This is a genomic window from Acinetobacter sp. 1000160 (assembly GCF_000588715.1).
GTDB lineage: Bacteria > Pseudomonadota > Gammaproteobacteria > Pseudomonadales > Moraxellaceae > Acinetobacter > Acinetobacter courvalinii.
Map to the genome: position 1 here is coordinate 101,887 of NZ_JFWP02000011.1, position 22,384 is coordinate 124,270.

17 protein-coding genes are annotated in these 22,384 nt (G+C 43.8%); 11 read left to right on the plus strand and 6 right to left on the minus strand.

Going from position 1 to position 22,384, the window contains the following annotated elements:
- Positions 1 to 103: 103 nt before the first annotated feature.
- Positions 104 to 1,186: an AraC family transcriptional regulator gene (locus tag J699_RS01630; RefSeq protein ID WP_032871375.1), complete on the plus strand. Its 1,083-nt coding sequence runs from the start codon at positions 104 to 106 to the stop codon at positions 1,184 to 1,186.
- 461 nt (positions 1,187 to 1,647) lie between these two features.
- Entirely contained in the window at positions 1,648 to 2,790 is a 1,143-nt protein-coding gene (locus J699_RS01625; RefSeq protein WP_032871372.1) for an alpha/beta fold hydrolase, read from the plus strand.
- A 60-nt stretch (positions 2,791 to 2,850) separates the two neighbouring features.
- Here the strand turns inward: J699_RS01625 and J699_RS01620 are convergent, their stop codons facing one another.
- The 4 genes from J699_RS01620 to J699_RS01605 all read right to left on the minus strand — a co-directional run bounded on the left by J699_RS01620 (position 2,851) and on the right by J699_RS01605 (position 8,990).
- Positions 2,851 to 4,917, minus strand: coding sequence for a putative bifunctional diguanylate cyclase/phosphodiesterase (locus tag J699_RS01620; RefSeq protein WP_032871370.1), 2,067 nt, complete (start codon positions 4,915 to 4,917; stop codon positions 2,851 to 2,853).
- Positions 4,918 to 5,634: 717 nt separating this feature from the next.
- Entirely contained in the window at positions 5,635 to 6,651 is a 1,017-nt protein-coding gene (gene ilvC / locus J699_RS01615; protein WP_032871367.1) for a ketol-acid reductoisomerase, read from the minus strand.
- A gap of 123 nt (positions 6,652 to 6,774) precedes the next feature.
- Positions 6,775 to 7,266: an acetolactate synthase small subunit gene (gene ilvN / locus J699_RS01610; protein WP_032882978.1), complete on the minus strand. Its 492-nt coding sequence runs from the start codon at positions 7,264 to 7,266 to the stop codon at positions 6,775 to 6,777.
- Positions 7,266 to 8,990: an acetolactate synthase 3 large subunit gene (locus J699_RS01605; protein ID WP_005228620.1), complete on the minus strand. Its 1,725-nt coding sequence runs from the start codon at positions 8,988 to 8,990 to the stop codon at positions 7,266 to 7,268. The genes ilvN and J699_RS01605 overlap by 1 nt, the downstream gene beginning before the upstream one ends.
- A gap of 508 nt (positions 8,991 to 9,498) precedes the next feature.
- Here J699_RS01605 and J699_RS01600 point away from each other — a divergent pair.
- The 8 genes from J699_RS01600 to J699_RS01565 all read left to right on the plus strand — a co-directional run bounded on the left by J699_RS01600 (position 9,499) and on the right by J699_RS01565 (position 20,195).
- Complete coding sequence (locus J699_RS01600; protein WP_032871365.1) at positions 9,499 to 9,837, plus strand: DUF4124 domain-containing protein; 339 nt, start codon at positions 9,499 to 9,501, stop codon at positions 9,835 to 9,837.
- Between the two features lie 142 nt (positions 9,838 to 9,979).
- Entirely contained in the window at positions 9,980 to 12,619 is a 2,640-nt protein-coding gene (leuS, locus tag J699_RS01595; RefSeq protein WP_032871362.1) for a leucine--tRNA ligase, read from the plus strand.
- An 87-nt stretch (positions 12,620 to 12,706) separates the two neighbouring features.
- Positions 12,707 to 13,216 carry an LPS assembly lipoprotein LptE gene (lptE, locus tag J699_RS01590; RefSeq protein WP_005228615.1) on the plus strand — a complete coding sequence of 170 codons (510 nt, stop codon included), beginning with the start codon at positions 12,707 to 12,709 and terminating at the stop codon, positions 13,214 to 13,216.
- A gap of 9 nt (positions 13,217 to 13,225) precedes the next feature.
- Positions 13,226 to 14,221 carry a DNA polymerase III subunit delta gene (holA, locus tag J699_RS01585; RefSeq protein WP_005228614.1) on the plus strand — a complete coding sequence of 332 codons (996 nt, stop codon included), beginning with the start codon at positions 13,226 to 13,228 and terminating at the stop codon, positions 14,219 to 14,221.
- A gap of 42 nt (positions 14,222 to 14,263) precedes the next feature.
- Entirely contained in the window at positions 14,264 to 15,094 is an 831-nt protein-coding gene (locus tag J699_RS01580; protein ID WP_032871360.1) for an SIR2 family NAD-dependent protein deacylase, read from the plus strand.
- 108 nt (positions 15,095 to 15,202) lie between these two features.
- Positions 15,203 to 16,543: a MacA family efflux pump subunit gene (locus tag J699_RS01575; RefSeq protein ID WP_032871358.1), complete on the plus strand. Its 1,341-nt coding sequence runs from the start codon at positions 15,203 to 15,205 to the stop codon at positions 16,541 to 16,543.
- A 1-nt stretch (position 16,544) separates the two neighbouring features.
- Positions 16,545 to 18,536 (plus strand): MacB family efflux pump subunit, encoded by a 1,992-nt coding sequence (locus J699_RS01570; protein WP_032871356.1) that lies wholly within the window; start codon positions 16,545 to 16,547, stop codon positions 18,534 to 18,536.
- A 258-nt stretch (positions 18,537 to 18,794) separates the two neighbouring features.
- The gene (locus J699_RS01565) at positions 18,795 to 20,195 is read left to right on the plus strand and encodes an efflux transporter outer membrane subunit (protein WP_032871354.1); all 1,401 of its coding nucleotides are present in this window, start codon (positions 18,795 to 18,797) and stop codon (positions 20,193 to 20,195) included.
- A 24-nt stretch (positions 20,196 to 20,219) separates the two neighbouring features.
- Here the strand turns inward: J699_RS01565 and J699_RS01560 are convergent, their stop codons facing one another.
- On the minus strand, positions 20,220 to 20,633 hold the full coding sequence (locus J699_RS01560) for a hypothetical protein (RefSeq protein WP_032871351.1): 414 nt from the start codon (positions 20,631 to 20,633) through the stop codon (positions 20,220 to 20,222).
- A 217-nt stretch (positions 20,634 to 20,850) separates the two neighbouring features.
- On the opposite strand from J699_RS01560, the gene J699_RS01555 reads away from it, so the two are divergent.
- Positions 20,851 to 21,444, plus strand: coding sequence for a hypothetical protein (locus tag J699_RS01555; RefSeq protein ID WP_050441710.1), 594 nt, complete (start codon positions 20,851 to 20,853; stop codon positions 21,442 to 21,444).
- A 100-nt stretch (positions 21,445 to 21,544) separates the two neighbouring features.
- Here the strand turns inward: J699_RS01555 and J699_RS01550 are convergent, their stop codons facing one another.
- A complete protein-coding gene (locus J699_RS01550) occupies positions 21,545 to 22,348 on the minus strand; it encodes an enoyl-ACP reductase FabI (protein ID WP_032871382.1) in 804 nt (267 codons plus the stop codon).
- Positions 22,349 to 22,384: the final 36 nt, after the last annotated feature.

The window sequence follows — 22,384 nt, forward strand, 5'->3', positions numbered from 1 at the left end:
CTTTGGCACTTATTAATCAACATATTAGGACTTTGAGCCAAAAAATAATCACTCGCGACCACACTCATGTATAAGTGTTATAGACCATTAATTTCTTTTTGCTATGAAAAAACAGCTATTTAACGTCCATAACGACTATTTAAAAATACTGGTCGCGACTGCGACCAAATTTGGGATTCCACAAAGTGAAATCATTCGAAGCTGTCAAATTCCTTTATCCTATCTCACTGACCAAAGTTCCAGTGAGCGTATAAGTTTTGAGTTATGGATTGACTATGTTGGCCGTATTTTAGAGCTGTTACCCGATCGTGGCCTAGGCTATCAATTTGGTTTTAACTGTAAAATTACCACTCACGGCGCCTTGGGTTTTGCCTTGCTGACCAACAGCACCATCGGTCAGGTTTTAAATGACTTGCAGAACTATTATAGTATGCGAGTGCATAAAATGGACTTATCTATATTTAATAAAAACAGTAAAATCATTATCCGATTTAATCCTTTATATCAGCTTCCAAACCAGTTAAATGAATTTCAAAAAGACAGTATTAACAAGTTTTTTATCGAAAGTGCCATTATTGATATTGTGAGCAACCTGCAATTGATCACCAACTATAACCTGACCGGTATGATTATTGATCTGGCTTGGGATATGCCCCCATATCATCATTTTTATGAAAAACGTTTACCTGCTTTTAATTTTAATAAAGAATTTAACCAGATCAGCTTTGATATTAAGTGTCTGGATTTACCGCTGACCTTTAGTTCAACCGCTGCCTATGCCATTGCCAAAGATCTGATGAATAAGGAATATTTATTTTATCAAGACCAAGACAATAAAATTATTTTAAAGGTTAACCAGCAACTCAAATTTGTCCCGGGTGTAGGTTTCCCCACCTTAAGTGAAGTGGCGAAAAAACTAAAGATCTCTGAACGCACCTTAAAAAGGGACCTCGCCAGTGCCAATACTACTTATTCCGCTTTACTTCAATCCAGAAAGTTTGAAATCACCCGAAAACTGATCGATTCTAACCGTAATATTCAGGAAATATCCGATTTACTGGGCTATAGCCATATCAGTGCCTTTTCAAGGGCATTTATCGGCTGGACAGGAAAAAATCCAAGTGATTATATTAAGGAACAGCGTATTGCGATTAAGCAGTATTATCTAAAAAAGAGTAAAATATAATTTTTACTGTTAATTTATTAACTCAACGCAATTAAACACTTTAGTCCTAAATACTAAACATATAGTGTATTTTTAAGCAAAAGTATTCCAATCGCTAAAAAATCCCCCTATATTAATTTAAACAACGAGAAGTGGGTTTTTCCTCAGTTGCCCCCGTAACAACTGAGGTTTTTTTTATTTAAAATTAGATTATATATTTAAATAAAATAATCACTTTATCCTCAGTTATGCGTTTTCCGAGACCCTAACTGAGGTTTTTTAATTTAAATCTTTATTTATGAACATTATTTTGATTTTTATTATTCCGCAAAAATAACCAGACCATGATGAGAACCATTTTTTCTCTATAAAATTGATCATTTTGGTAAATAACTTAAGCAAATGAGTCACTGAGCTATCCGCATTTTTCTTCTAATATGCCGCTACCCAATAGTGCAACACCTTAACGTTTTAGGTTCACAATGACTCAATTGCCAAAAGCGAAACGACCTCTCATCACGACTCAAGCGGTGCAACACATTTTGAATAGTCGCAGGCGTCAGCAAGCCCAGCATATCTTGGCGAATGCTGTAGATCGTGTCTTCCGTGGCCAACAGTTGGCCCTGTCAGGCAAGACTCCTTTTGAGATCGTCTATCAGCGTGAAATTATCAGCCTGCGTCACTACAGCACTGACCGTAGCGTCATAAAACACCGGATTCCTTTGGTCATTGTGCCGCCACTTGCAGCCAATATGCTGATTTATGATTTATTCCCGACTCGTAGTCTGGTCCGTTATTTTCTGGCACAGGGCTTTGACGTTTATCTGATTGACTGGGGTACACCTAGCTTGCGACAGGCTCGATATAATCTCGGCACCTATGTCAAAACCTTTATGCCCGACTTTATTGAAAAGATTCGCCAGCATAGCGGTCAGCAGCAGCTTTCCCTGTATGGCTGGAGTTTAGGTGGTGCACTTTCCCTGTGTTATACCTCGCTGTTTAAAGATAAAAATATTCAGAATATGATGATTCTGGCTTCACCGATTAACACCCATAAATCAGGCTATATGGGCAAGTTTTATCAGAAGCTGACTGCACCGGCACAATGGATTCGCAGCAACACCAAATTCCGGATTTATCAAGTGCCAAGCCGGGTTTTCCATATCCACGGCTGGCAAAATACACTGGGCTTTAAACTCACCGATCCGATTGGCAACTTTAAGAATTACTGGGAACTGCTCAAAAACCTGAATGATCGCCAGTTTGTGATCAATCACGCCACTTCAAGTTCTTTTGTGGACAATATGCTGGCCTATCCGGGCGGCGTCATGCGCGATATCATTTTACGTTTCTGGATTGATAATGAACTTTCCACAGGAACGGTGAAATTCGGGGAACAAACGGCGAATCTAAAAGACATTGATTGTTCTGTGCTGGCGGTGGGTGGCAGTACCGATATCATTGTCACTGCCGAGGCAGTGCGCCCATTGATGGATTTGATTAGCAGTAGCGATAAACAGTTTGAAATTGTTCCTGGCGGGCATATGGGACTGGTTTCAGGCAATCAGGCACCGCATTCCGTCTGGCCAGTGGTGACCCAGTGGTTAGCGCAACGTTCGGATTAAAAAATTTCTGCAAGATCAGGCTGTAAGGTTTTAACAAACCGAGCAGCCAATATCATTGATTCAGGCAAAATGCTGCTGGCGATGCAGCACCAGACTTTCGACATTGACCGGTGTACCCAACAGGTAACCTTGTAACTGATGGCAGCCTAAGCTGGTCAGGATATCGGCCTGTTGTTGGGTCTCTACCCCTTCCGCAGTCACGATCAAACCCAGCTTTGCGGCCAGATGGATAATACTTTCTAAAATCGCTTCTTCTTTGGAATTAGGCTGCAGATCAATGAGAAAACCGCGGTCAATTTTAAGCTCATCCACCGGTAAATCTTTTAAATACAGGAAACTGGAATAGCCTGTCCCGAAATCATCAATGGCAATGCGGATACCGAGTTTGCGTAAGCGTTCCAAGGTGCGGATACTGGAATCGATATGATGCATCGCGGTCGATTCGGTAATTTCAAGAATTAAATGATGTGGCTGGATCTGATACTGTTCTAACAGTTGTTCCAGTACGCTAAACAGCTTTTTATTTTCAAACTGCAGTGCAGACAGATTGACAGCTATCGGGTAGAAGGCACTGTTATTTTGTTCCCATTTCTGGATTTGCTGGCAGGCTTGTTCGAGTGCCCAATAGCCCATCGGAATAATCAAACCGGTTTTTTCTGCCCCATCGATAAACATTTGCGGTGTTAATAATCCCAGCGTTGGATGCTTCCAGCGAATCAGGGCTTCGACACCGCAGACTTCATAACTGGCGGTAAATTTGGGCTGGTAAAACAACACAAATTGCTGTTCATCGACCGCTTTATAGAGATCGTTAATCAATTTGGACTGACTACGCACATCCTGTTGATCGGACATGGAATGGAACATGGTATAGGTATTGCGGCCCTGCTCTTTCGAGATCAGCATCGCGACATCGGCATTAATCAAAATATCCTGTACATTGGTGCCATGTTCTGGATACATGGCAATCCCGACACTGGCAGAGATATTGATATCTTTGGTCGCAATTAAATAGGTTTCCTGAATATAGTGCAGAAGATTTTCTGCAAGCTGCATCGCTTCATTGATATCGGTATTTTCGGCAATGAGAACAAACTCATCACCACCAATCCGGAACAGCTTATGGCGGCTATTGTCTAATTTATTATGGAGACGGTTTGCCATCTGGATCAGTAATTGATCGCCGATATGATGCCCAAAAGCATCATTTACAGACTTGAAACGGTCTAAGTCGATATAGAGAAATGCCGCTTTTTGGTCGTGCAAACGATGGTGGCTAAATACCACTTCAGCATAATCTGTGAGAAATAAACGGTTCGGTAATTTTGTCAGCGCATCATGTAGCGACTGGATGGCTAGCTCTTTATTCATCTTTGTGAGCTGTTCATTGCGCTCTTCCAGACGCGCTTCTAGCACTGCGACCGCGAAACCTGCGACAAAAACCAGACTGGTAATAAAAATAATGGTAAACAGTAAAACACTTTGTTGAGTCTGGTCCGAGGTCAGGACTTGTGCCAGGCTTTCATCAAAGTAGGTGGCTGCCATACCAGTATAATGCATTCCGACAATACTGAATGCCATCAGGATAGCAACAGTTGCTTTAAGCAAGGTACGGTATTTTATTGCATTTTTATATTTGAAAATAAAAAAGAAACTTAAGCCCGAACCACTAATCGCAATCAGCACCGAGCAGATCACCAGCAGAGGGTCATAATGCATCCGGTGGTGTTCAACCATTAATGCCAGCATGCCGGTGTAATGCATGCCCGATATGCCGAGGCCCATAAAAACAGCGCCAAGTACGAGACGAGGTAAAGGCAAGGTTGGCCTAGAAGTGAGCCATACCGCAAAAATGGAAGCCACAGCACCGACCAGATAGGACAGTATGGTTAAACTCACATCAAAACGATACCCTTCTGGCAAATGGCTAGCCAGCATTCCCACAAAGTGCATTGACCATATCGCTAATCCTAAGATTAAGCCACTCGCCACTAAAATGCTTTTTTCAAATTTTTTATAAGCAACTTTAAAAACGAGTTCTTCCATTGAAACTGCCGCATAGCATGTCGCTATTGCAACCAAAATGGAAACGATGACCAATGTGCTATCGTAATCAACGTGAACCATAAAGGACTTCCATGATTATTCAGTACTTTTTTTTATTTGATGAGCAAAAATGCTCGAAATCCGAACGACCTTCTACACTCAAAAAAGCGATGAATTTGACATTCATAAACTTTCCTTAACAATAGCATCATCTGGCATAAGGTCAAGTCCTTTTCACTTTATAAATCAATAGAATAAAAGCAGGTGAACATTTCAAACCGATGAAAAGCCTTATTTTTTATTTCTACTTTTTAATTGAAAATTTAATTTATTTTTACTAACGCTTTTTGCAGGGCACTTTTTGGGTTTGCAACTGTTTTTAAATCGCCCAGATTCCGCAAAATCTTAAGGCATTATTGTGCTGGGGCATGGTTAAACTTTCTCATAAAAATGCTTAAATCTCAAACTGCATTCATCTGATTTTTACTTCGGATATAACACCTGTCATTTACATTGCATAAAAAAAGCCCTTGTATAAACAAGGGCTTTTAAAAGATTAAACTAAAACTTAGTTTTTCTCTTTATCAAAAATCTTGTTCGCTTGAATCCTGAGTAAGGTTTAAGAAAGTATTACTTTCTTCTTACGCAAGGAGTAGGGAAATAGAAAAGCATGAGAAGCTGCGCTTCGTAAGGCCCCTAAGCAAGAGAGAAGCTATGCTTCGCTAACGTACGTAACATTAGGATTTTCCATAAAAAAACCCTTGAATAAACAAGGGTCTTTATTTGACTTAGAAAAAATTAGTTCTTTTCTTTGTCTACGATTTTGTTTGCTTGAATCCAAGGCATCATCGCACGTAACTTGTTACCTGTTACTTCGATACCATGTGCTGCGTTTTGACGACGGCGAGCAGTCATAGATGGATAGTTCAACGCACCTTCCTGAATGAACATCTTCGCATATTCACCAGACTGAATGCGTTTCAATGCATTACGCATTGCTTCACGAGACTGTTCGTTGATGACTTCAGTACCAGTCACATATTCACCATATTCTGCATTGTTCGATACAGAATAGTTCATGTCAGCGATACCGCCTTCGAACATCAAGTCAACGATTAACTTAAGTTCGTGCAAGCATTCGAAGTAAGCCATTTCTGGTGCATAACCCGCTTCAACCAAAGTTTCGAAGCCCATTTTAACCAGTTCAACAGCACCACCACAAAGAACAGCTTGCTCACCGAACAAGTCAGTTTCAGTTTCTTCACGGAAAGAAGTTTCGATAATACCGGTACGACCACCACCTACGCCTGAAGCATAAGAAAGTGCAACGTTACGTGCATTACCAGAAGCATCTTGATGGATTGCGATCAAGTCAGGAACACCTGAACCACGTTGGTATTCTGAACGTACTGTATGACCCGGTGCTTTTGGTGCAACCATGATCACGTCTAAGTCTTTACGTGGAACAACTTGGTTATAAAGAATAGAGAAACCGTGCGCAAACGCTAAAGTTGCACCTTCTTTGATATTTGGTTCAATCACGTCACGATAAAGTTGAGATTGGAACTCATCTGGAGTCAGGATCATGACCAAGTCAGCTTGCGCTACAGCAGCTGGAACTTCAGATACTTTAAGACCAGAATTTTCAGCTTTTTTCCAAGATGCTGAACCGGTACGTAAACCAACAGTTACGTCTACGCCAGAGTCTTTCAAGTTAAGTGCATGTGCATGACCTTGAGAACCATAACCAATGATTGCAACTTTCTTGCCTTGGATGATAGATAAGTCACAGTCTTTATCGTAAAAAATTTGCATCTGTTTTCTCCATGAAAACTTTAAAAATATGTTGGGTATTTCTCCCTCACCCTAACCCTCTCCCCAAGGAGAGGGAACTCCTTCTCCCTCTGGGAGAAGGTTGGGATGAGGGTTTTTAAAAAATTAAATTGTTAAAACTTTTTCGCCACGTGCGATGCCTGATACACCAGAGCGAACCACTTCAAGGATGGTATTTTCTGCCAGTGCATCAATAAAACCATCAATCTTGTCCGTTGTACCTGCGATCTGAATGGTATAGGTCGTCGGTGTAACATCCACGATTTGCGCACGGAAGATGTCAGCTGTACGTTTAATTTCCGCACGCGCAGCGCCCAATGCCTTGACCTTGATCAGCATCAGTTCACGTTCAATATGTGAACCTTCAGACAGATCAACCACTTTTACCACTTCAACCAGTTTGTTGAGTTGTTTGGTGATCTGCTCAATCTTGTGATCATCACCATAGGTGGTTAAGGTCAAACGCGATAAGGTTTCATCTTCGGTTGGCGCAACATTCAGTGTCTCAATGTTGTAATTACGTTGAAAAAACAACCCCACCAAACGAGAAAGCGCCCCCGCCTCGTTTTCAACGAGTACAGAAATAATATGTCTCATTATGTACGCTCCCCTTTACCTAACCACATATCCTTCATGGACTGACCAGCAACCAGCATCGGGTAGACATGTTCAGTACGGTCAACCATGACATTAATGAATACACATTTATCATTAATCGCCATCGCTTCAGCTAATTTAGATTCCAGCTCATCTGCGTGGTTAATCTGAATGCCAACGTGACCATAAGCTTCCATTAACTTGGCAAAGTCAGGTAATGAATCTACATAAGAACTTGAATGACGTCCTTCATAGTTCATGTCCTGCCACTGTTTCACCATACCCAGTGCCTGGTTATTCAAGCACAGGATTTTTACATTCAGGCCATATTGCTTACAGGTCGATAATTCCTGGATACACATCTGGATTGATGCTTCACCAGTAATACATACTACCTGCTGGTCAGGGAATGCTAGCTTTGCAGCCATCGCATACGGCAAGCCAACACCCATGGTGCCCAAGCCGCCCGAGTTGATCCACTGGCGTGGACGTTTGTATTTGTAGTAGTTGGCACCAAACATTTGATGCTGACCAACGTCAGAAGTAATAATCGCTTCACCATTGGTCACGCGATCCAGTGCTTCAACCACCTGTTGTGGCTTCATAACACCGTTCTGGCCTGCTTCATAACGCAAGCCATGAACTTTGCGCCATTCATTAATCTGAGACCACCATTCTGCAATTGCTTCAGGATTTGGCTTTGAAACATTCATCTGTTTCAACTGCGCGAGCATTTCCTGGAGTACCGGCTCTACTGCACCCACGATCGGGATGTGCGCCATAATGGTTTTGGAAATGGTGGCAGGATCTACATCAATATGAATCACTTTCGCATTGGTACAGAATTTTGCAGGGTTATTGGTTACACGGTCATCGAAACGCGCACCAATGGCCAGAATTACATCGGCATTATGCATCGCCATATTGGCTTCATAGGTACCATGCATGCCCAACATGCCCACGAACTGTGGATCATTGCCCGGGAAAGCACCAAGGCCCATCAGGGTATTGGTCACTGGATAGCCAAGTAAATGTGCCAGCTCAGTCAATAAGCCAGACGCATTACCCTGAACCACACCACCACCGGTATAAATGATCGGGCGTTTTGCAGAAATCAGTTCATCAATCGCTTTACGGATTTGACCTGAATGACCACGTGAAGGCGGCTGATATGAGCGCATCTTCACTTTTTCAGGATATTCGTAGGCAAATTTTTCTGCCGGATTGGTGGCATCCTTTGGAATATCAACCACAACCGGACCCGGACGGCCAGAGGCAGCAATATAGAATGCTTTCTTGATAATGGCAGGAATTTCGCTAGCGTGACGCACCTGGAAACTGTGTTTTACGATTGGGCGAGAAATACCGACCATATCCGTTTCTTGGAACGCATCTTCTCCAATCAGATGGCTGGCAACCTGACCAGACAGAATCACCATCGGGATTGAGTCCATGTAGGCTGTAGCAATTGGAGTGACGGTATTGGTCGCGCCTGGTCCTGAAGTGACCAGTACTACACCAGTTTTACCCGTGACGCGTGAGTATGCATCTGCCATATGACCAGCAGCTTGCTCATGACGAACGAGGTAATGGTTAATTTTGTCTTGTTGAAATAGCGCATCATAAATATGTAATACAGCGCCGCCTGGATACCCAAAAACATGCTCTACGCCTTCGTCCGCGAGGGCACGAACGAGCATTTCACCACCAGATAAAAGTTCCAACGTGATTCACCCTAGTGTTAGCACAATTTATGGGAGACATAAATTGTGTGTTATTCATTAACTTTTGCACTTCTTATAAGTGTGCGTATTCTACTCGTTTTTGCTGTAATAGGAAAAATTTTCTGAGACTCATCAGCCGTATAAACTTGATGACATCTCGAATCAAAATATGCTGGGATAAGCACATTTCAAAAAATCATTCTCTCGGCTAGAAAGAATGTCCATTACAAGCCATGACATTTATTCGAAGGGTGATCAAATAAGCGCATATAAAACTTAAGAAAGCATTCTTGTTTCTTTCATAAGCAAAGTCAAGAACAAAGAAAAGGTTTTTAACGAATATTTTTTAGCTGTTGTTTTTTTAAACACATTTCACGGAATAATTTGGTCTTTTTAAAGTGCCTTTTGTCAAAAAACTGTTTTCTTTTTAAGGAAAAATAGGCATTGTAAACAGCTCAATTCAGCATTTTGATCGAATATAAACAACATTCTCTTGGGGAGATCAAATATGACATCATCTTATTTAAAATCAAGCTTATATACACTAGCAACAACAACCCTATTACTGTGTTCCAGCCACAATCAGGCACAGCAATATTATAAGTGGATGGATGCCAAGGGCTCGACCCATTACACCACCACGCCACCCCCGAAAGGTGCCAAACGACTGGATAAAGTTTCGACTTATGGCAGCAGTCATTCGGTGAAACAGAATCCATCTCAGCAGGATAATGCAACGACTAACCCGAATACTGCTCCTCAAGTACCTCAAGTTGAACCCGAAGTACCTGCCAATAGCGCCAAACCACAAACGCCACCGGCAAACGCCCCGCAATCTGCCTATTAAACAGCGTAGCGATCTGCAAGCTGGCCTGAAGCTGGCGACGCTTGCAGATAAAATCCCGATCTAAAAACTGACATTTCCTGCAATTTTGCGCTATGCTGTGCAGCAATCTTAACTTTACTTTTTTGTTGTATCGCATATCCCTATGACGACTTCTCACATTGACTCCGAATATCAAGCAAGTGCCATTGAGCCCCAAGTTCAACAAGACTGGGACCATCGCAAAGTTTTTAAAGTTGCAGACACTGTAGAGGGCAAGCATCGCTATATCCTGTCGATGTTCCCCTACCCAAGTGGCAAGCTGCACATGGGGCATGTGCGTAACTACACCATTGGTGACGTGATCAGCCGTTTTTATCGTTTAAAAGGCGAGACTGTCCTGCAGCCAATGGGTTGGGATGCATTCGGTTTGCCTGCTGAAAATGCAGCGATTGCACATCAGGTTGCGCCGGCCAAATGGACCTTTGAAAACATCGCTTATATGCGTGACCAATTGAAAAAATTGGGCTTGTCTGTCGACTGGGATCGCGAATTTGCAACCTGTACCCCAGAGTATTATCACTGGGAACAATGGTTATTCGTACAGCTTTATAAAAAAGGCTTGATCTATCGTAAGCTTTCAACCGTGAACTGGGATCCGGTCGACCAGACTGTTCTTGCCAATGAGCAAGTTGAAAATGGTCGTGGCTGGCGTTCAGGTGCATTGGTGGAAAAACGCGATATTCCAATGTACTACTTCCGCATTACCGACTATGCACAAGAATTATTAGATGATCTCGATACCTTGCAAGACGGCTGGCCGCAACAGGTCTTGACCATGCAACGTAACTGGATTGGCCGTTCGACGGGGATGGAAATCACCTTCCCGTCTGCCAATACTGAAATCTATGCTGACGGCTTAACGGTTTATACCACACGTGCTGACACACTTATGGGTGTGACCTATGTTGCGGTTGCAGCAGAACACCCGCTTGCGCTGAAAGCTGCTGCCCTCCAATCAGAAGCAGGCAACCCTGAATTGGCTGCATTTATTGAAGAATGCCGCATGGGTTCAGTCGCAGAAGCGGATTTAGCCACTGCTGAAAAGAAAGGCATGGCCACAGGTTTGTTTGTAAAACACCCTGTAACGGGTGAACAGCTTCCGGTCTGGATCGCCAACTATGTGTTGATGTCTTATGGTTCTGGCGCTGTCATGGCAGTGCCTGCCCACGATGAACGTGACTTTGAATTTGCCAATAAATTCAACTTGCCAATCAAGCAAGTGATTGATGCCAAAGGTGCTGACGATGCAGATTATTCTGCAACTGAATGGCAAGAATGGTATGGCTCGAAAGAAGGCAAACTGGTTAATTCTGGCGAGTTTGACGGTTTAGCATTCCAGGCGGCTTTCGATGCCTTCCTTGCAAAATTAGAACCACAAGCTTTGGCAAATTCGAAGGTTCAATTCCGTCTACGTGACTGGGGTGTTTCTCGTCAACGTTACTGGGGTTGTCCGATCCCGATGATCAACTGTAACAGTTGTGGTCAGGTGCCGGTTCCAGAAGATCAATTGCCAGTAGTCTTACCGACAGATGTGGTTCCAGATGGTTCTGGTAACCCATTGAATAAAATGCCTGAGTTCTATGAAACCAAATGTCCAAGCTGTGGCGGCGATGCACGTCGCGAGACAGATACCCTGGATACTTTCGTAGAGTCATCTTGGTACTATGCACGTTATGCATCACCAGACTTTACCGGCGGTATGGTAAAACCTGAAGCGGCTCAAAACTGGCTGCCTGTGAACCAATATATCGGTGGTGTAGAGCATGCCATTCTGCACTTACTGTATGCACGTTTCTTCCATAAATTGATGCGTGATGAAGGTGTGGTACAAGGCAACGAACCATTTACCAACTTGCTCACTCAAGGCATGGTGCTGGCAGATACCTTCTATCGTGAAGCGGAGAATGGCAAGAAAACCTGGTTTAACCCTGCCGATATCGAATTAGAACGCGATGAGAAAGGTCGTATCCTGTCTGCAAAATATTCAGGTGACGGTCAGGAAGTTGTAATCGGCGGACAAGAAAAAATGTCCAAGTCGAAAAACAATGGTATTGATCCACAAGCCATTATTGATCAATACGGCGCAGATACTGCACGTGTGTTCATGATGTTCGCAGCACCACCAGATCAATCATTGGAATGGTCAGATGCGGGTGTAGAAGGCGCAAACCGTTTCTTGAAACGTGTCTGGCGTTTAGCAGCAGGTTTCCTTGAAAAAGGCAATCAGGCGACTACGATTGATACTGCAAACCTTTCTAAAGATGCGCAGGATTTACGTCGTAAAACCCATGAAACCATCCAGAAAGTGGGTGATGACATCGAACGTCGTCATGCCTTCAATACCGCAATTGCAGCCTTGATGGAATTACTCAATGCCAGCAACAAGTTTGAAGCGAAAGATGATAATGACGCCGCTGTCGCACGTGAAGCGATTACCACGCTCCTCACCTTGCTTGCACCGTTTGCACCACACTTAAGTCAAACCTTATTGACCCAGTTTGGTCTGGAACTCACTACGGTTGAATTCCCTCAAGTGGATGAGTCGGCATTAACCCGTAATACACAAACGATTGTTGTACAAGTGAATGGTAAACTTCGTGGTAAGTTAGATGTCGCAGTTGATATGTCTAAAGATGACTTATTGGCGCTGGCAAAAGCTTTACCAGAAGTGCAACAATTCTTGACAGGTCCGACCAAGAAAGAAATTGTGGTACCAAATAAACTCGTTAATTTAGTGGTTTAAATTCCCTTTTAACCTCTCTTTGTAAAAAGAGAGGTTCCCTCAATTGAAAAGAGGGCTGAGGGAAGATGAATAAATAGAGGAATCAATATGCACTTAGCGCAACGTGCAGCTGCTATCGTTCTCACTTTAGGCCTAAGTGCAGGCTTAGTCGGCTGTGGCTTTCATTTAAAAGGAAGTAACCCAACAGCAGCCCCGCTGGTCTATAACAAGCTGTCTTTAGCCTTGCCTGCCAATACCGGTGAACTTGAAAACCGACTCAGTATTTACCTCAGTGCCACCGGCGTACAACTCAGCAATGCCAATGATGCCTATGTGCTGCGCATTCTGGATTACACTCCTCGCCGTCAGCTCCTCAACGGTAAACTCACCGAAGTATTATTACGCTTGACCGTGACCTTCCAGATCGAAGATCGTCAAGGCCGTAAAATTACCGAACCGCGTACGCTCACGGCGTCTCGTACTTACCAGTACGATGTGGCAACGGTAAACACCGATAATCAGCAAGAAGCGTATCTGAACCGTATTGTGATTGATGATGTAGCACAGCAGATCACACGTCAAATTGCGGCCAACCGTTTACCTAAAGCCCAGCCATAATCACGCCTTATGAAACTGGATTATGTTCAAGCCTTAAAACGTGTCAATGAAGCTCGCGGTGCATGGATCATGCACGGACAAGAACCGCTACTTGAACAAAACCTGCTGGATGCATTTCGTAAAAGCTGGCAACAACAAGAAGTTGAACGCCAGCGCTACGACATCAGTAGTGTCAATGACTGGAAAAATGTCTTTAATGCCCTGAATAGCCTGTCCCTGTTCTCTCAACAACTGGCAATTGAAGTGCATGGCAATATCAAACCGGATGCCAATGGCTTAAAACAGCTTAAAAGCTATATTCAACATAATGAACACAACCTGTTGTTGATCGTTCTGCCCAAACAGGACAGTAGCAGTTTAAAGTCAGCCTTTTTTCAGGTGGTTGAAGCCAATGGTGTGGTAGTACCGCTTACCGCAACCTATCCGCAAGACCGGCAGCGAATTCTCGCCATTGAAGCAGAAAAGCTCAATATCCAGCTCAATAATGATGCCTGGCAATGGCTGATGCAGCATCATGAACATAACTTGCTGGCAGCCAAAAATAGCTTGATGCGGGTTGCGGATACGTTCCCTGACATTCAACAGATCCAGATTGAACAGCTCTATGCCTGCTTGCAGGATCAATCGCGTTATACCACTTATGATTTAAGTGATGCGCTACTTGCAGGCAATCTGGCTCAATCCGTGAAGATTTATCAGTACCTGATTGCTGCGGGCGAACCTGACAGCCTGATTTTGTGGACACTAAGCAAGGAAATGCGCTTATTGATGCAGCTGTTCGAGCAACCACACAATGCGATTCAGCTCGGCATCTGGAAAACCAAGGTGTCGCAATATCAACAGGCTTTACGTCGCCTGAATCCAAGACAGTTTTTAAACTGGCCTGATTTATTATTACGGATTGACGCATCAATTAAAGGTATGTCAAAAGAGAATGCCGAACACCTGATGCTACAGGCCTTGAGTGAACTGTGTGGAACAACGCTATTTGCCCAACCCGCTTAAAACCAGATAATCCATCTCATCATCATAACAACAGGCATTCACATGTCTTTTCAACTCGATCCAGAGCAAACTGAGCATATAAAAAACCTGTTTAAACGGGCGGATAGCTTGATCATTAGTGCAGGTGCAGGCATGGGTGTCGATTCTGGTCTGCCCGACTTTCGCGGTAATCAGGGCATGTGGCAAGCTTATCCTGAACTCGGTAAGCAGCGTCTCGATTTTACCGAAATTGCCAATCCAGCCGCGTTTCAACGGCAGCCCCGTCTGGCTTGGGGATTTTATGGACATCGCCTGGCTCTGTATCGGCAAACCCGCCCCCATCAAGGCTTTCATCTCCTTAGACAATTGGCTGAACAGTTGCAACTGCCCTATTTTGTATTTACTTCCAATGTAGATGGACAATTTCAAAAAGCAGGTTTTGATCCACAATACATTTATGAATGTCATGGTTCTATTCACCATCTGCAATGCCTTACAGCCTGTGTATCCGATATCTGGCCAGCAGATGAATTAACTCCAGCAATTGATCATCAGCATTGCCAATGGCAGGGACAACTGCCACGCTGCCCGCACTGCGGCCATCTTGCTCGCCCAAATATCCTGATGTTTAATGATTATACGTGGCTCAGCCAGCACCAGAAACAACAGTTGCATCGTCTTACTACTTTTTTAGAAGACCATCATCAACCTGTTGTGATCGAATTGGGCGCAGGTACGGCGATACCAACCGTGCGTTATTTTAGCGAGCGTTTTGCTCCCCACCTGATTCGAATTAATCCAAGAGAATTTGCATTACCCTCAACAGGTGGTGTTGCCCTGCCCATCAATGCTGAAGCAGGTGTGCACAGTATTTATCAGATTTTTATGAAATAACTCAGCAGAAAAAAAGAAAATAATTCTCATTCCAGATTAAAAATATTCACGCTTTATCCTTATTTCACTTTTATACTAGCTGCAGTTTCTTACTTTTGACCTGTTGCCATGCCAAAAACAACCACTAAAAAAATCCAGCCTCGTAAACTCATCCTGATTGCGCTCGCTGTGCTGATCATCGCTGCACTCGGATGGATGTTCTTTAAGCCTAAAGCTCAAGCACCGCAATATATCAGTGCCGAAGTTTCTCGCGGAGATATTGAAGACTCGGTATTGGCAACGGGGGTACTCGAAGCCACCAAGATGGTGAGCGTGGGTGCACAGGTATCAGGTCAGGTGAAAAAGATGTATGTCCAGTTGGGTGACCAGGTTAAACAAGGTCAGCTGATTGCACAAATTGATTCAATCCGTCAGGAAAACGAAAAGAAAACCGCCGAAGCCAACATCAAAAACCAACAGGCACAACTGGCTGTACAACAGGCTAATCTGGCCAAAGTTGAAGCCGAATATAAGCGTCAACAGGCCATGTACAGTCAAGACGCAACCTCTCGTGCTGAACTGGAAGCGGCTTTGGCAAACTTTAAAACGGCGCAAGCTCAAATTGCATCGATCAATGCACAGATTGAACAGTCTCGCTTAACCCTCGCAACTGCCAAAGAAGATTTAGGCTATACCCGTATTGTGGCACCGATGGACGGGACCATTGTAGCGATCGTGACTGAAGAAGGTCAGACCGTAAACGCCAATCAAACGGCACCAACCATTGTGAAACTGGCAAAGCTCGACACCATGACCATTAAGGCACAGATTTCCGAGGCCGATGTCATGAAGGTGGAAAAAGGCCAAACCGTTTATTTCACCACTTTAGGTAATAGCGACAAGAAACATTACGCAAAATTGCGTCAGGTTGAACCAGCGCCAAACTCGATCAATACCGAAACCACCAGCAGTAACAGCTCATCGACTTCGAATGCAGCGGTGTACTACAACGCATTATTTGATGTACCGAATGAAGATGGCAAACTTCGTATTGATATGACGGCTCAGGTTTACATCGTGCTTGCTGATGCCAAAAATGCCTTAACCATTCCAGCCGCAGCGATCCAGACTCAACGTGGTAATCGTAGTGCCAAGGGTGGTCAAGGCAATCGATCATCAGAACAGTCGAAAAAAACCGATGGGGATAAAACGCAACGTCCAAAACGCCTTGAACTGAGTGAAGAAGAAAAGGCGCTTGTTGCACAAGGTAAAGCGTCTACCGGTATGGTTCGTGTGTTACAGGCCGATGGTACAGCTCAACCACAACCGGTGTTGATTGGTTTAAACAACCGTGTCACCGCCCAAGTGCTGAAAGGCTTGAAACAAGGTGATCAGGTGGTGATTGCTGATGCCTCCGACAGTTCAAATGAAGCTGCAAAACGTAGCAACCAACGTGCAATGAGAATGTAATATGACGCAACATCAAACACATTCATCACAGCCCCTGCTTGAGGTCAGTAACCTCACCCGTGAGTTTCCGGCGGGGGAAGGTACTGTGCAGATTCTAAAAGGAATCGACCTCAAGATTTATGCAGGTGAACTGGTTGCAATTGTCGGGCAGTCTGGTTCTGGTAAGTCGACCCTGATGAATATTCTCGGCTGTCTGGATAAACCTACCGCAGGCAGCTATCAGGTCAATGGTCGTGAAACACGCCAGCTAGAGCCAGATGAACTGGCCCAATTACGCCGTGAATATTTTGGTTTTATTTTTCAGCGCTATCATTTACTTGGCGATTTAAGTGCCTCAGGTAACGTTGAAGTTCCTGCCATTTATGCAGGCGTCGACAGTCATCTGCGGCAGCAACGCTCTGCTCAATTATTATCAGAACTGGGACTTGAAGAACGCTTACATCATCGACCAAGCCAGCTTTCAGGTGGTCAGCAGCAACGTGTCTCTATCGCCCGTGCCTTAATGAACGGCGGTGATGTGATTCTGGCCGATGAACCGACAGGCGCACTGGATAAGAACAGTGGTATTGAGGTAATGCGCATTTTGCGTGAGCTGAATGCCAAAGGTCATACCATTATTCTGGTTACACACGATCTGAATGTGGCAAAAAATGCCACCCGTATTATCGAGATTAGTGACGGTAATATTATTTCAGACCGTGCCAATGTGCCTGAACATGCCGATCAAGATTTAGAACATCAGACCCTGCAAAGGACCCCACAGAAAAAAACCTCAGCCTGGCGTTCTTTCTTTGACCGTCTCGGTGAGGCATTCCGTATGGCCTTGCTTGCGATGAATGCGCATCGAATGCGAACCTTCCTGACCATGCTCGGGATTATTATCGGGATTGCCTCTGTGGTCTCGGTTGTGGCGCTGGGTAACGGCTCACAAAAGCAGATTCTGGAAAATATCAGCAGTCTCGGGACCAATACCATCACCGTCTATCAAGGACGTGGTTTTGGTGATAACTCGCGGACCTCACAAGCCAAAACGCTGGTACCTGCCGATGCCGAAGCCTTGGCTGAACAGCCCTATGTGGATGGGGTCAGCCCGTCAGCCAATACCAGTCTGACGCTGCGTTATAAAGATACTGAAGCTGCGGCGACTGTGAATGGGGTCAGCTCGGATTTCTTCTATGTCCGCGGTATGACCTTTAAATCAGGCCAGCCTTTTGATAAGGCCAGCGTGACCCAACGTGCACAAGATGTGGTGATTGATACCAACACGGAAAAGACCTTCTTTGCAGATGGCACCAATCCTGTCGGTCAGGTGCTGTTATTGGGTAGTGTACCCAGCCGTATTATCGGCGTGATTGATGCGCAACAAGGCTTTATGGGTAATTCAGATAGCCTGAATGTTTATCTACCCTACTCAACCGTGATGAGCCGTATGTTGGGTCAATCCAATGTTCGCAGCATCATTGTCCGTATTAAAGACGAATATCCAAGTAGCGCTGCTGAAAATGCAATCCTGACCTTGCTGGAACAGCGTCACGGCGCACAGGATGTATTTACCCAGAACTCGGACAGTATTCGTGAAACCATCCAGCAAACCACAGCCACCATGACCTTGCTGATTTCAGCAATTGCGGTCATTTCTTTGGTGGTGGGTGGTATTGGCGTGATGAATATCATGCTGGTCTCTGTAACCGAACGGACCCAGGAAATCGGGGTACGTATGGCGGTCGGTGCACGACAAAGCGATATTTTGCAGCAATTCCTGATTGAGGCCATTCTGGTGTGTTTATTGGGTGGTATTTTGGGTGTACTGCTCTCTTTAGGGATTGGACAGATTATTGGTCACTTTGCCAAAGGCGTGATTGAAATGAGTTATTCAACCACCTCGATTGTGGCAGCGTTTGTCTGCTCAAGTCTGATTGGTATTGTATTTGGCTTCTTGCCAGCACGAAATGCGGCACAACTCGACCCAGTTGCTGCTTTAGCGAGAGAGTAACCAGCAAAAATTGATCTCAGGAACAAGATACTCGGGAATGTCATCCGCAACCTGCGTGGTATCAACAAAATATTGTTTCTGTGAGAAGTTAGATAAATGAAAAAATAGAACAGGTTTTGCGGATGACGATGGTTTTGCCTACTTTTCCCTAACGAAAAGTAGGTCGAGCCGAAGGCTTAAACTGAAAATGGATGAGAACTCGATAAGACACTGTCTCGATAATCATGCTCTTTCGAATTATTAAGGGAATGACGATCAATGTTATTCAAACAACATAAAATCGCACTTGCACTTTGTCTCAGCACATCATTAGCAGGCTGTTCTGCGGTCGTCAAAACACCCTACAACGCCCCTGCCGTCCAAGTACCACAACAGTTCCAGTACGATGCACAAAAAAATAGACAGGTGAATCTGACCGATCAATGGTGGACCCTGTTTAATGATGCCAAGTTAAATCAACTGGTCGATCAGGTTCTGGCGAGAAACAGTGATTTAAGCGTGGCAGGCATCACCTTGAAACAAGCCCGCTTACAGGCAGATTTGACTGCAAATAAACAAGGCCTTCGTACCAGCTCAACGGTTTCCACTGGTCATAGTTATAATCTAAATTCAGGCGATGGTTCTGATCGTGGTTTAACCACCAGCGCCGGAGTCAGCTATGAGCTTGATTTATTTGGCAAGCTGGCCAGCCAAACAGAAGCCAGCCGCTGGGAAGCTTTAGCCACTGAACAAGACTTGCAAGCGACTGCACAAAGTCTGGTGGGTACCACGGCGAAACTGTATTGGCAATTGGGCTATCTGAATGAACGTTATAAGACTGTTCAGCAGAATCTGGCTTCGACCCAAAAAACCTATTCTCTAGTACAGTCGCAATACAAGGCGGGTGCAGTGTCTGGTCTGGATCTAACTCAGGCAGAGCAATCAGTACAAAGCCAGAAAGCCAGCCTGAGCCAGATTGAACAGCAACGTGTTGAAACCCGTACTGCTCTTGCAGTTTTACTACATGAGCCCGTACAACAATTGAATATCAAGGAACCTGCACAATTACCGCGCAATGCTTTGCCAGGTATCGCGGTAGGCTTACCAGCGGATATTTTATCGCGCCGTCCAGACTTGCAGGCTTCGGAATTACGTTTGCGTAAAACCTTAGCCACCAAAGATGCCACTAAAGCCAGCTACTATCCGTCGATTAACCTGACCGGAAGTCTCGGCTCTACCAGTACCTCACTAACCCAGTTATTAAAGAATCCTGCTTTAACTTTGGGTGCGAGCCTAAGTCTGCCTTTCCTGCAATATAACGATATGAAGAAAGATATTGCGATCAGTGATCTTGAGTATGAAAAAGCCATCACTCAATATCGTCAAACGCTGTATCAGGCCTTTGCCGATGTGGAAAATGCCTTATCCAATCGCACTCAACTGAATCAGCAGGTTCAACTGCAACAACGCAATGTCGAGCTAGCTGATAAAACTGAGCGCTTGACCGAAGTGCGTTATCGCAATGGTGCAATTGCCCTAAAGAACTTGCTGGATGCACAGGAAACTACACGTAATGCCCGACTCAGCTTGGTTGAAACCAAGCAGAATCAATACAATGCCTATGTGACCTTGATGCAAGCACTTGGCGGTAGCCCTGTAAAAGAACTACCGAAACAATAGCCCTAGCGCTATTGTTTTGCGCGCTTATTCTTTCACCAGATCTGGATTCTGGATCTGTTGAATACGTTTAATCTTGTCCTGATCATCAAAAACAACTTCATACGAGAGTTTCTGACCATTGAAATACATCTCGGTTGGAGAGCCAATCACTTCCCATAGACCAATGGTGGCAATATCTGCAGTCGTGTGCCAGAGGGTACGGCTGATTCTGGCTGCTTTTGAGTAGCCTTGCTGGAAGGTATAAATCTCTTTGCGTTCGCCATTTACGGTTTCTGAAGTGACGGGTGCACCCAATTCAGAAATCACATAATTTCGATGTTTCCCCACTTCTAAAACCGTCATATTCTTTTTATGTGGCTGGTTACTTGCCATTACTGCGGCACAACCTTGAAGTGAAAGAAGAGTGACTAATCCCAAAACAACAGCTATTTTCTTCACGCTTTTTGACCTACCCCTAAAGCTAAAAAATAATATGTTTATCGACATTCTATTTAGAATTTTCGATTAAACAAAAAACCAGCATTAATTAGCATATAAAGGATGGGATGACAAATGGTTAGTTATATTCGTCAGTTGATTTTTTTAATATATTTCTAATACTGATAGAAATATGTCATATCTAGAACAGTAATAAATTTATTTATAGAGATCGAATATGGATGAAAAAGTTAAGGCATCTTGGGAACGAGCACTTCATCCCACAACACTTAAAACGAATATTATTACTGCATCAATATTTTCAATGGCTTTCGAAATACTCAAAAGCAGTATTATCGAAAAGATTGAGAACTTCTTTACAAATGGGTTCAATGAAAATGGAATGATTGTTGATCCAGAATATAAAGAAAAGGTACTTTCACTCAATAGAAGTCCTCTCTATGCATCATTGAAATGGTTGCAAGATATGGATGTGATTAACGATAATGACTTAGAGAGATTCGAGCATATTAAAAGATGCCGTAATACCTTAACTCACGAAATGCTTACCTTCGCCTCATCAGGTGTTGACTTTGATGTAACGGAGGCATTTGATGAGATGATTGGACTACTACGTAAAATTGAAATTTGGTGGTTTGAAAACTTAGAAATGGCAATCACCCCAGAAGCTTACCCTGAAGACCTTGACTTAGATCAGGTGATACCAGGTCCAGTATGGACTCTTCAAATGCTTATTGACGTAGCACTTGGTCCCGAAGAAGTGGCGAGAAAATATTATGACTACTTTGTCGAAAATGTAGATAAAACTTAACAATGGGATGCTGTCAAACAAACTTCCTCTACATAATTAATTTTTTCTAAAAACAAAGCCGCTATAAAGCGGCTTTATCAAATAATTTAGATCAATCTAATTATTCATCATCCATCATGCTTTGGCTCATACCTACGGTATTAAAACCGCCATCAACATACATGATTTCGCCTGTAATACCTGAAGCCCATGGTGAGCACAGGAACAATGCAGCATTGCCCACTTCTTCAATTGTCACATTACGTTTTAATGGTGCAATCTTTTCATTGGCATCTAACATTTTACGGAAAGACTTGATACCTGATGCGGCCAAAGTACGGATTGGGCCCGCAGAAATTGCATTCACACGAATACCATCTACACCCAAGCTTGATGCTAAATAACGAACGCCTGCTTCTAATGATGCTTTCGCCATACCCATCACGTTATAGTTCGGCATCACACGCTCAGAACCCTGATAAGTCAAAGTCAACAAACAACCTTGGCGCGCTTGTAATAATGGTTTCGCCGCACGTGCCATCGCGATAAAGCTATAGGCACTAATGTCATGTGCAATTTTAAAACCTTCACGATCGGTTACGTCAGTAAAGTCACCATCAAGCGTATGCGCTGGCGCAAAACCAATTGAATGCACCACACCATCCAAACCATCCCAGTGTTTTGCCAATTCAGCAAAAGCATTGTCAATTTCTGCGTCAACAGCAACATCACAAGGGAAAACCAAAGTTGAACCAAACTGTGCTGCAAAATCATCGACACGCTTTTTCAGCTTTTCATTTGGATAAGTAAACGCAAGCTCAGCACCTTCACGGTGTAACGCAGAAGCAATACCGAAAGCAATCGATAATTTACTTGCAATACCGGCAATTAAAAAACGTTTACCAGCTAAAAGTCCTTGTGACATCTTATTCTCACTCGAAAAATTTTCACCACATGATGC

What these genes read in the sequence shown, in the direction of transcription:
- J699_RS01630 (WP_032871375.1), top strand. Translation starts at nt 104, where the DNA reads ATGAAAAAACAGCTATTTAACGTCCATAACGACTATTTAAAAATACTG.
- J699_RS01625 (WP_032871372.1), top strand. Translation starts at nt 1,648, where the DNA reads ATGACTCAATTGCCAAAAGCGAAACGACCTCTCATCACGACTCAAGCG.
- J699_RS01620 (WP_032871370.1), bottom strand. Translation starts at nt 4,917, where the DNA reads ATGGTTCACGTTGATTACGATAGCACATTGGTCATCGTTTCCATTTTG.
- ilvC (WP_032871367.1), bottom strand. Translation starts at nt 6,651, where the DNA reads ATGCAAATTTTTTACGATAAAGACTGTGACTTATCTATCATCCAAGGC.
- ilvN (WP_032882978.1), bottom strand. Translation starts at nt 7,266, where the DNA reads ATGAGACATATTATTTCTGTACTCGTTGAAAACGAGGCGGGGGCGCTT.
- J699_RS01600 (WP_032871365.1), top strand. Translation starts at nt 9,499, where the DNA reads ATGACATCATCTTATTTAAAATCAAGCTTATATACACTAGCAACAACA.
- leuS (WP_032871362.1), top strand. Translation starts at nt 9,980, where the DNA reads ATGACGACTTCTCACATTGACTCCGAATATCAAGCAAGTGCCATTGAG.
- lptE (WP_005228615.1), top strand. Translation starts at nt 12,707, where the DNA reads ATGCACTTAGCGCAACGTGCAGCTGCTATCGTTCTCACTTTAGGCCTA.
- holA (WP_005228614.1), top strand. Translation starts at nt 13,226, where the DNA reads ATGAAACTGGATTATGTTCAAGCCTTAAAACGTGTCAATGAAGCTCGC.
- J699_RS01580 (WP_032871360.1), top strand. Translation starts at nt 14,264, where the DNA reads ATGTCTTTTCAACTCGATCCAGAGCAAACTGAGCATATAAAAAACCTG.
- J699_RS01575 (WP_032871358.1), top strand. Translation starts at nt 15,203, where the DNA reads ATGCCAAAAACAACCACTAAAAAAATCCAGCCTCGTAAACTCATCCTG.
- J699_RS01570 (WP_032871356.1), top strand. Translation starts at nt 16,545, where the DNA reads ATGACGCAACATCAAACACATTCATCACAGCCCCTGCTTGAGGTCAGT.
- J699_RS01565 (WP_032871354.1), top strand. Translation starts at nt 18,795, where the DNA reads ATGTTATTCAAACAACATAAAATCGCACTTGCACTTTGTCTCAGCACA.
- J699_RS01555 (WP_050441710.1), top strand. Translation starts at nt 20,851, where the DNA reads ATGGATGAAAAAGTTAAGGCATCTTGGGAACGAGCACTTCATCCCACA.
- J699_RS01550 (WP_032871382.1), bottom strand. Translation starts at nt 22,348, where the DNA reads ATGTCACAAGGACTTTTAGCTGGTAAACGTTTTTTAATTGCCGGTATT.